Here is a 7,304-nt window from a genome sequence, read left to right on the forward strand (position 1 = left end):
GGACGGCCTCGGCATGATCATGACGTCGCAGGGCGGCGACGTGGCGTCGCCGACCATGGACTCCGTCCAGAAGGCCGTCGACCTGGTCAAGGAGCAGAAGGACAAGGGCCAGATCCGACGGTTCACCGGCAATGACTACGCCGACGACCTGGCCGCGGGCAACATCGCCGTCGCCCAGGCGTACTCCGGTGACGTCGTACAGCTTCAGGCCGACAACCCGGATCTCGAATTCATCATCCCCGAGTCGGGCGGCGACTGGTTCATCGACACAATGGTCATCCCCTACACCACCCAGAACCAGCATGCCGCCGAGGCGTGGATCGACTACGTGTACGACCGGCCCAACTACGCGAAGCTCGTCGCGTTCGTCCAGTACGTGCCCGTGCTGACGGACATGACCGACGAGCTCAACAAGATCGATCCGAAGCTCGCGGCCAACCCGTTGATCAACCCGCCGCAGGACTTTCAGGACAAGTTGCACACCTGGGCCGCGCTGACCGACGAGCAGACCCAGCAGTTCAACACGGCGTACGCCGCCGTCACCGGTGGCTAGGCAGCGGGCTGACCCATGGCAGGAGTAGCCAGCAGTAGTCGCCAGCGCAGCAAGATCGCGCCATATCTGATGATCTTCCCTGCGTTGGCGTACCTCGCGATCTTCTTCGTGGTGCCGTTCTGGTCGCTGTTCCGGACCTCGCTGTCGACCATGGGTGGCTCGATCTACCTGCCGGAGTTGACGTTTGCGTGGAACTTCGCCAGCTACGGTCACGCCCTGACGGCGTACCAGGACCAGATCCTGCGGTCGCTGCTGTACGCCTTCACCGCCACCGTGGTGTCGCTGTTGATCTCCTATCCGCTGGCGTACGTCATCGCCTTCAAGTCCGGGCGATACAAGAACCTGTTGCTCGGCCTGGTCGTGCTGCCCTTCTTCGTGACGTTCCTGGTTCGCACGCTGGCATGGAAGACGATCCTGGCCGACGACGGCATCGTGGTGCACACACTGAGCGCGGTCGGGGTGCTGCCACCGGATGGACGGCTGCTGTCCACCAGTTGGGCCGTGATCGGTGGGCTGATCTACAACTCGATGACGTTCATGATCCTGCCGCTGTACGTCAGCCTGGAGAAGATCGACCCGCGGCTGCTCGAGGCCTCGAAGGACCTTTACTCGTCGAGTTTTCGGGCCTTCCGCAAGATCATCCTGCCGTTGTCGATACCAGGCGTGCTGGCGGGCAGCCTGCTGGTGTTCATCCCCGCCATGGGTGACTTCATCAACGCCGACTATCTGGGCAGCACCCAAACCACGATGATCGGCAACGTCATTCAGAAGCAGTTCCTGGTGGTCAAGGACTATCCCGGTGCGGCCGCGCTCAGCTTCCTGTTGATGGCCATGATCCTGGTCGGCGTGCTGTCCTACACGCGGGCCCTCGGTACGGAGGACTTGGTATGACGCTGCAGGAAGGCGCCGCGATCGTCGACGTGATCGACAGCCCACCGGCCAAGACGAGACGCTCGATCATGGGCACTGGCAAGCTCGGCGACGTTGCGCTGCGGGCCGTCGCAGCGCTGGTGCTGCTCTACATCTTCGTGCCGATCTTCGTGATCGTGCTGTTCTCGTTCAACAAGCCCTCAGGCAAGTTCAATTACACGTGGCAGGGCTTCACGCTCGACAATTGGGCCAACCCATTCAAGTACCCGGCCCTGGCCGAAGCGTTGAAGATGAGCCTCCAGGTGGCGGCTCTTTCCACCGTGGTCGCTGTCGTTCTCGGAACGCTCCTCGCAATTGCCTTGGTGCGTCAGCGATTCCGCGGCAGCAAGGCGGTCGATACGTTCCTCGTCCTGCCACTGACGGCACCCGAGGTGGTCATGGGAGCCTCGCTGCTGACCTTGTTTCTCGACCTCGGTTGGGCGACCGGCTTCGTCACCATCCTGATCGCACACGTGGCGTTCGAGATCAGTTTCGTCGCGATGACGGTCCGTGCGCGGGTGCGTGGCTTCGACTGGACGCTCGAGGACGCGTCGATGGACCTCGGCGCAAGTCCCACCAGGACGTTCTTCAAGGTGACGCTGCCGCTGATCGTCCCCGGCATCGTCGCGGCGGCGATGCTGTCGTTCGCGCTGTCGCTCGACGACTTCATCATCACGTACTTCGTGAGTGGCTCGACGGTGACCTATCCGCTATTCGTCAACGCGGCGACGAAGGCCGCCGTGCCACCGCAGATCGACGTGCTGGCCACCGCGATCCTGGCCATCAGCCTGGTACTGCTCGCGGTGGGGACTCTGTACCGCCGCAAGCGAATCGACGTCTAGGCGACTGGTTACGGGGCGTCGAGCCGGACCGTAACCGATACCCGGCCACGGTCGTCGCGGACGGCGACGGCGTTGCCCTGACGGTCGCGACCGTCAAGGCCCAGGAGCGTGATCGGCCCACCCTCGCCAAGGAAGTTGCGCCACCAGTTCTTCTTGTCGGGCATGTTGACACCGATGACGATGGAGTCGCCGGAGCGGCGGTAGCCGACCGGGATCTGGAAGGTTCGGCCGGACTTGCGGCCGACGTAACGGATCTCGATCATTCCGCGGCGGATCAGGCCCCCCACGATGGGGGCGCCCATGAGTGTCACCGCCAGACCGTTGAAGGCCCGTACGAATGCGTTGTCCGAGAAGCCCCGTGGGCTCTGGCGTGTCATTGGTCCCAGCGTAGCGAGTCAGGTCACGTCGACGAGGACCGGCGCTCTGGCGCCGGATCGCGCGGCGCCGACCCCCGCTGCCACGACGAGGCAGATGCCGACCAGGCCCCCCACCCCGGGTGCCTGCGACAGCACCAGGAAGCCGATCAACATGGCGAACGCCGGCTCCAGGCTCATCAGCGTTCCGAACGATGCAGTGGTCAGCCTGCGCAGCGCCAACAGCTCCAGGGTGAACGGAACCACGGGCAGCAGGATCGCCAGTCCGATGCCGAACAACAGGATCTCGGGCGTGACCCTGGGGATCACCGTCGATCCGACGACGAGGGTGGAGAACACCGCCGCAACGCCCATCGACACCGCCAACCCATTGACGCCGTCGACTCCGTCACCGACGCGTTGGGTCAACAGGATGTAGCAGCCCCAACAGACGGCGGCACCCAGCGCGTACAGCACGCCGACGAGGTCGATTGCACCTGCCCACGGATGGGTCAATAGCACCACCCCGATCGCGGCAAGGCCCGGCCACGCGAAGCGGTTCCTGCCCTTGCCGCCGATGACGGCGACACTCAGCGGTCCCAGGAACTCCAAGGCGCTGGCCGTACCCAGGGGGATTCTGGCGATGGCGGCCATGAAGAGCAGCGTGACGGCCGCCGTGACGACCCCGAGGACGACGCAGGTCCAGAAGGTGGACTTCGTGAAGGCGCTCGGTCGCGGCCGGACGATCAGCAGCAGCAAGACGCCCGCCCAAGCCAGCCTCAACCATGCGGCTCCCTCTACACCGATCTGGCCGATGAGACCGAGGGACAGGGCAAGTCCCAGCTGCACGCACAGCATCGACCCGGTCGCCATCAGCGTTCCCGTGCGGGCTTGGTTGTTCGCCACCATTGCATTGAATGGCACGCGAACCGTTCGCGTCCACGTGTTATTCGTGGACATACCGTTCAGTGATTGCGAACGGTCATTCGGTCACGCCGTTGGTGTCCTCGACGGAAACGGGTCATCGGCGAAGTCGATTTGCGCGCCAGGGTTGCTGATGGCGGTGACCATCCCCGAGCCGAACGGACCTGCACTGTCGAACAACGTCGCCGTACCGGTGGCGACACCATCCGCCGTCCAATGCGAGTCTGCCTGCACGCCGATCCACTCGTCGATCGGCAACCGCGCCAGCGCCACGGTGAGGTCACCGTTGATGTAACCCACCCCGGCTGAGCCGAGATTGGTGACCAGGCTGGTGCCCTCGGCGGCCATCGCCGCGTTCACGAAGGGTGTGTTCTCGCTCCCCGAGACGACGTCGACCGTGCGGTTGAGGAACCGCTTTCGCGAGGCGTTCTGGTGGTCGGCGATCGCATGTGACCACTGACCGTCGTCGCTGCCGATGTAGGTGAAACGAGCGTGGTCGATGTCGCTCGGCGGTGTGAAGTCGATGCTGGTCGACCACTCCTCGCCGCGCGGCGCCTCCGAGCGTCGGTACTGCACCAGGGTGGCCCTGACCACCGGAACGCCGTTCTGGGTGAGTTCGCACTCGGAGTTGCGCACCCGTCGGCCGTCTCGGACGAGTCGCGTCATGCAGGTGGTCTCGACCCCGCGGGCCGCCTTGAACAGGTCGACCGTCAAGCGCGCGGGCATGAACTCCTCGAGGCCGAATTGCAATTCCAGCGTGCGGGCGGCGAGGCCGACGAGGGCGGGCCCGTTCAGATGATCGTCGCCCCAATGGCTTTGCGCGTTGTGGGTGGGAAGGAACGTGTTCTCGTCGGTCTGCGTGAAGTGCGCCGGGCGTGCGGTCATTCCCGCATCGTCGCATACCTCCGATTGGCCGCCCTTGGGTGGCGTCAGCGACCGCCGCAACGCTCACACGTCGATGCCGAACTCCTTGATCTTGCGATAGATGGTGGCGCGGGAGATGCCGAGAGCGGCGGCCGCATCCAGCTTGCTGCCGTTGGTGGCTTCGAGGCTGCGCACGATGGCGTCACGTTCGAGCGCCTCGATCTGGGTGAGCGTGTGCCTGCTGAGCGTGCGACACCTCGGTGGCAGTTGGTGGACGTCGACCACGCCGGTGCGTTGGCGTCCAACGACTTCCCGCAGTACGTCCTTGAGTTCGTCCACGTTGCCCGGCCAGCTGTACTTGCAGAGCTGCCGCGTCGCGGCGTCCGACAACCTGAGGTCGGAGCCTCGGCTCAGCTGACGCAGGAGCAGCGGCACCAGCTGGTGAACGTCCTCGATGCGGTGGCGCAGCGCAGGTACCGGAACGGTCTGGCCGACGAACGTCAGAACCGGTGTGCGCGCCAGGGGATCGTGTTCGGCGGCGCCGGTGGTCAGACCGATCCACCCATCGTCTTCTCGTCCTTGGCACAGCTCGGCCACCGCCGCCTGCACGGACTCGTCGAGAAGGTCGACGTCGCGAATGATGATGCTGAAACCGTCCTCGTCGAGTTCGGCGGCGAACGCCTCCAACGCATGGGAACCGTTCTGAAAGTCCGCGGGGGTGAGTACCCGGGTTGGGCGCTTGATGTGCAGTGCGGCAGCAGCTTTCAGCACCGCGTACCTGCCGGAACCAGGTTCCCCCGAGACGGCGACCCACTGCCGCTCGCCCACGTACCGCGAGATCACCGAGCAGCTCCTGCGCCACGACGAACTGTTTCCCGCGATACCAGGCAGCTGATCCACGGCCGCCCTGACGGGACTGGCGTGTGACACCTTCGCATCGAGGAGGTGGACGTGGCACACCGCCATCTGAGTGGGCTGCTGGTCGGCGAAGTCGTCGGTGAACGAGATTCGCGCGCTCTGACCGCTCGGGAGCGGCGCGAGCAGGTGTCCACCGGCGCGTCCCTGCTGGCCGACGTCGGCGGCGTGTTCGAGCAGGGCGGCCTGATCCTGGACGTCGAGTGCCCACCGCAGTCGCCGGTTCATCAGCACGACGTCGTCGCCCATGGCCAACACCTTGGACTGCGGAGAGCGACGGCACGCCCGCAGATACGCGTTGAGCAGTGCGGTCTCCTTCGCGCTGGCGCGCGCGAGCAGTCGCCCCTCGATCTGATCGGACGCCGACTTGGCCAGGGTGGCCAACAGCGGTCCGCCGTCGTCGACCCAGCCGGTCAGGTCCAGCGCACCGACGAGCGCACCGGATACCGGATGGATGATCGGTACTCCCGCACAAGCAAGTTCGCCGAGGCACTCGGCGTAGTGCTCGGCGCCCCGCACCAAGGTCGGCTGCCGGGTCTCCAGTGCGGTTCCGATTCCGTTGGTCCCTGCGAACTCCTCGCTGTAGCTGTATCCGGGCGCGAGGTTCACCCGATCGAGGACACGGCTGAGCCCACCGTCGGCGGCGATCCGCCGGAGGACGACACCGTCGGCCGAGGTGAGAACGACGCTGATGGGCTCGTCGACCAGCCCCTCTGCCAGCTGCCGCAGCACCGGATCGGCGGCGTCGACGAGAGGACTGTCCAGATTCGGCTCGCGAACGAAGGGTAGGTCGAGACGGTCGGCGGGCACGTTGAGCGCACGGGACCGACGCCACGACACGGAGATGCTTTCGCGCACGGCCTGGTCCAGGTCGTGATCACTGAGGAATCGCTCGCGGGCACGCCTGACGTGCCTCGTGCCGAGGGGCTGCTCGATCATTGAAGGGCCCACGTTACGCCGAACGATTGTGACCCCGGTCTCAATTTGAGACGAGCTAATCGGACACATCCGCAGTAGATATCAGTAGATATTGGAAGGGCGCACCATCCCTTCGGCGAGATCGCCGAATCCTGGTGCCATGATGGCGCCGGGCTGACCGAAGATCTCCTCCACCACAGCGGTTTCCGTGGTGATGAGCAGGGCGGCGATCGACGCGGCGCTCTCCAGCGCCGCGCGCGTCACCTTGAACGGGTCGATGATCCCTTCGTCGAACATGTCTCCGTATTCACCGGTGAGTGCATTGAATCCGTGGCCAAGCGGCAGTTCGGCGACGATGTCGACGACGTCGTCACCCTCGAAACCGGCGTTGATCGCGATCCAGCGCAGTGGCTCCGCCAGCGCACGCCGCACGACCTCGCGACCGATCGCCTCGTCACCCACCAACTCGAGGGTGTCCAGTGCCCGGTGCGCCTGAGCCAACGCGGTCCCGCCGCCCGCGACGATGCCGGCTTCGAGCGCGGCGCGCGTCGCCGCGAGCGCATCCTCGACCCGAAGCATGCGCTCCTTGAGTTCCACGCTGGTGGCTCCGCCGACGCGGATGACCGCGACGCGGCCGGTCAGTCGGGCGATGCGGAGATCGAGCATGTCCCTGTCGGCATCGAGTTTGGCGCGGTCCCGCTGGGCCCGCAGTTGGGCAACCCGCGAATCGATCAGGGGCTGTTCTCCGTGCGGACCGACGATGGTCGTGTCGTTCTCGGTCGCGGTCAGCCGACTGCACGATCCGAGATGCTCCTTCGTGATCTCGGACAGTTCGATGCCGGTGTCCTTGGCGATGACGTGTCCACCCAGTGCCACCGCGAGATCCTCGAGCTCGGCAACGCGCCGATGCCCGAAGCCGGGAGCGCGAACGACGACCGACTGCATCGTCCTGTGCATGTTGCCACCGACGAGCAGTTGCAGCGCAGGCCCGTCGACGTCCTCGGCGATCACGACGAGGGGACGATC

General features: G+C 65.4%; 8 protein-coding genes. 3 read left to right on the plus strand and 5 right to left on the minus strand.

All coding sequences use genetic code 11. From position 1 onward, the window contains the following. From ACRDUX_RS07670 to ACRDUX_RS07680, 3 genes are all read left to right on the plus strand, one after another. The coding region (locus tag ACRDUX_RS07670) for an extracellular solute-binding protein (RefSeq protein ID WP_526412564.1) at positions 1 to 553 on the plus strand (553 nt) is incomplete at its 5' end. 15 nt (positions 554 to 568) lie between these two features. Then, positions 569 to 1,444 (plus strand): ABC transporter permease, encoded by an 876-nt coding sequence (locus ACRDUX_RS07675; protein WP_526412566.1) that lies wholly within the window; start codon positions 569 to 571, stop codon positions 1,442 to 1,444. Next, entirely contained in the window at positions 1,441 to 2,304 is an 864-nt protein-coding gene (locus tag ACRDUX_RS07680; RefSeq protein WP_526412568.1) for an ABC transporter permease, read from the plus strand. Before ACRDUX_RS07675 ends, ACRDUX_RS07680 begins: the two co-directional genes overlap by 4 nt. Before the next feature lie 8 nt (positions 2,305 to 2,312). On the opposite strand, the gene ACRDUX_RS07685 is transcribed toward ACRDUX_RS07680, so the two are convergent. The 5 genes from ACRDUX_RS07685 to ACRDUX_RS07705 all read right to left on the minus strand — a co-directional run. Continuing rightward, complete coding sequence (locus ACRDUX_RS07685) at positions 2,313 to 2,681, minus strand: hypothetical protein (protein WP_526412570.1); 369 nt, start codon at positions 2,679 to 2,681, stop codon at positions 2,313 to 2,315. An 18-nt stretch (positions 2,682 to 2,699) separates the two neighbouring features. Continuing rightward, entirely contained in the window at positions 2,700 to 3,563 is an 864-nt protein-coding gene (locus ACRDUX_RS07690) for an EamA family transporter (RefSeq protein ID WP_526412578.1), read from the minus strand. 84 nt (positions 3,564 to 3,647) lie between these two features. Beyond that, positions 3,648 to 4,466, minus strand: a complete 819-nt coding sequence (locus ACRDUX_RS07695) for an acyl-CoA thioesterase domain-containing protein (protein WP_526412572.1) — start codon at positions 4,464 to 4,466, stop codon at positions 3,648 to 3,650. 63 nt (positions 4,467 to 4,529) lie between these two features. Continuing rightward, the gene (locus ACRDUX_RS07700; RefSeq protein WP_526412574.1) at positions 4,530 to 6,299 is read right to left on the minus strand and encodes a sigma-54-dependent Fis family transcriptional regulator; all 1,770 of its coding nucleotides are present in this window, start codon (positions 6,297 to 6,299) and stop codon (positions 4,530 to 4,532) included. Between the two features lie 81 nt (positions 6,300 to 6,380). After that, positions 6,381 to 7,304: TCP-1/cpn60 chaperonin family protein (locus tag ACRDUX_RS07705; RefSeq protein ID WP_526412576.1), on the minus strand; the 924-nt coding region annotated here is incomplete at its 5' end.

Origin of the sequence: Mycobacterium sp., from assembly GCF_050701675.1 — a bacterium.
GTDB lineage: Bacteria > Actinomycetota > Actinomycetes > Mycobacteriales > Mycobacteriaceae > Mycobacterium.

Excerpts from the sequence above, each read along its gene's own strand:
- ACRDUX_RS07700 (WP_526412574.1), bottom strand. The coding sequence starts at position 6,299 with ATGATCGAGCAGCCCCTCGGCACGAGGCACGTCAGGCGTGCCCGCGAG.
- ACRDUX_RS07685 (WP_526412570.1), bottom strand. The coding sequence starts at position 2,681 with ATGACACGCCAGAGCCCACGGGGCTTCTCGGACAACGCATTCGTACGG.
- ACRDUX_RS07695 (WP_526412572.1), bottom strand. The coding sequence starts at position 4,466 with ATGACCGCACGCCCGGCGCACTTCACGCAGACCGACGAGAACACGTTC.
- ACRDUX_RS07675 (WP_526412566.1), top strand. The coding sequence starts at position 569 with ATGGCAGGAGTAGCCAGCAGTAGTCGCCAGCGCAGCAAGATCGCGCCA.
- ACRDUX_RS07680 (WP_526412568.1), top strand. The coding sequence starts at position 1,441 with ATGACGCTGCAGGAAGGCGCCGCGATCGTCGACGTGATCGACAGCCCA.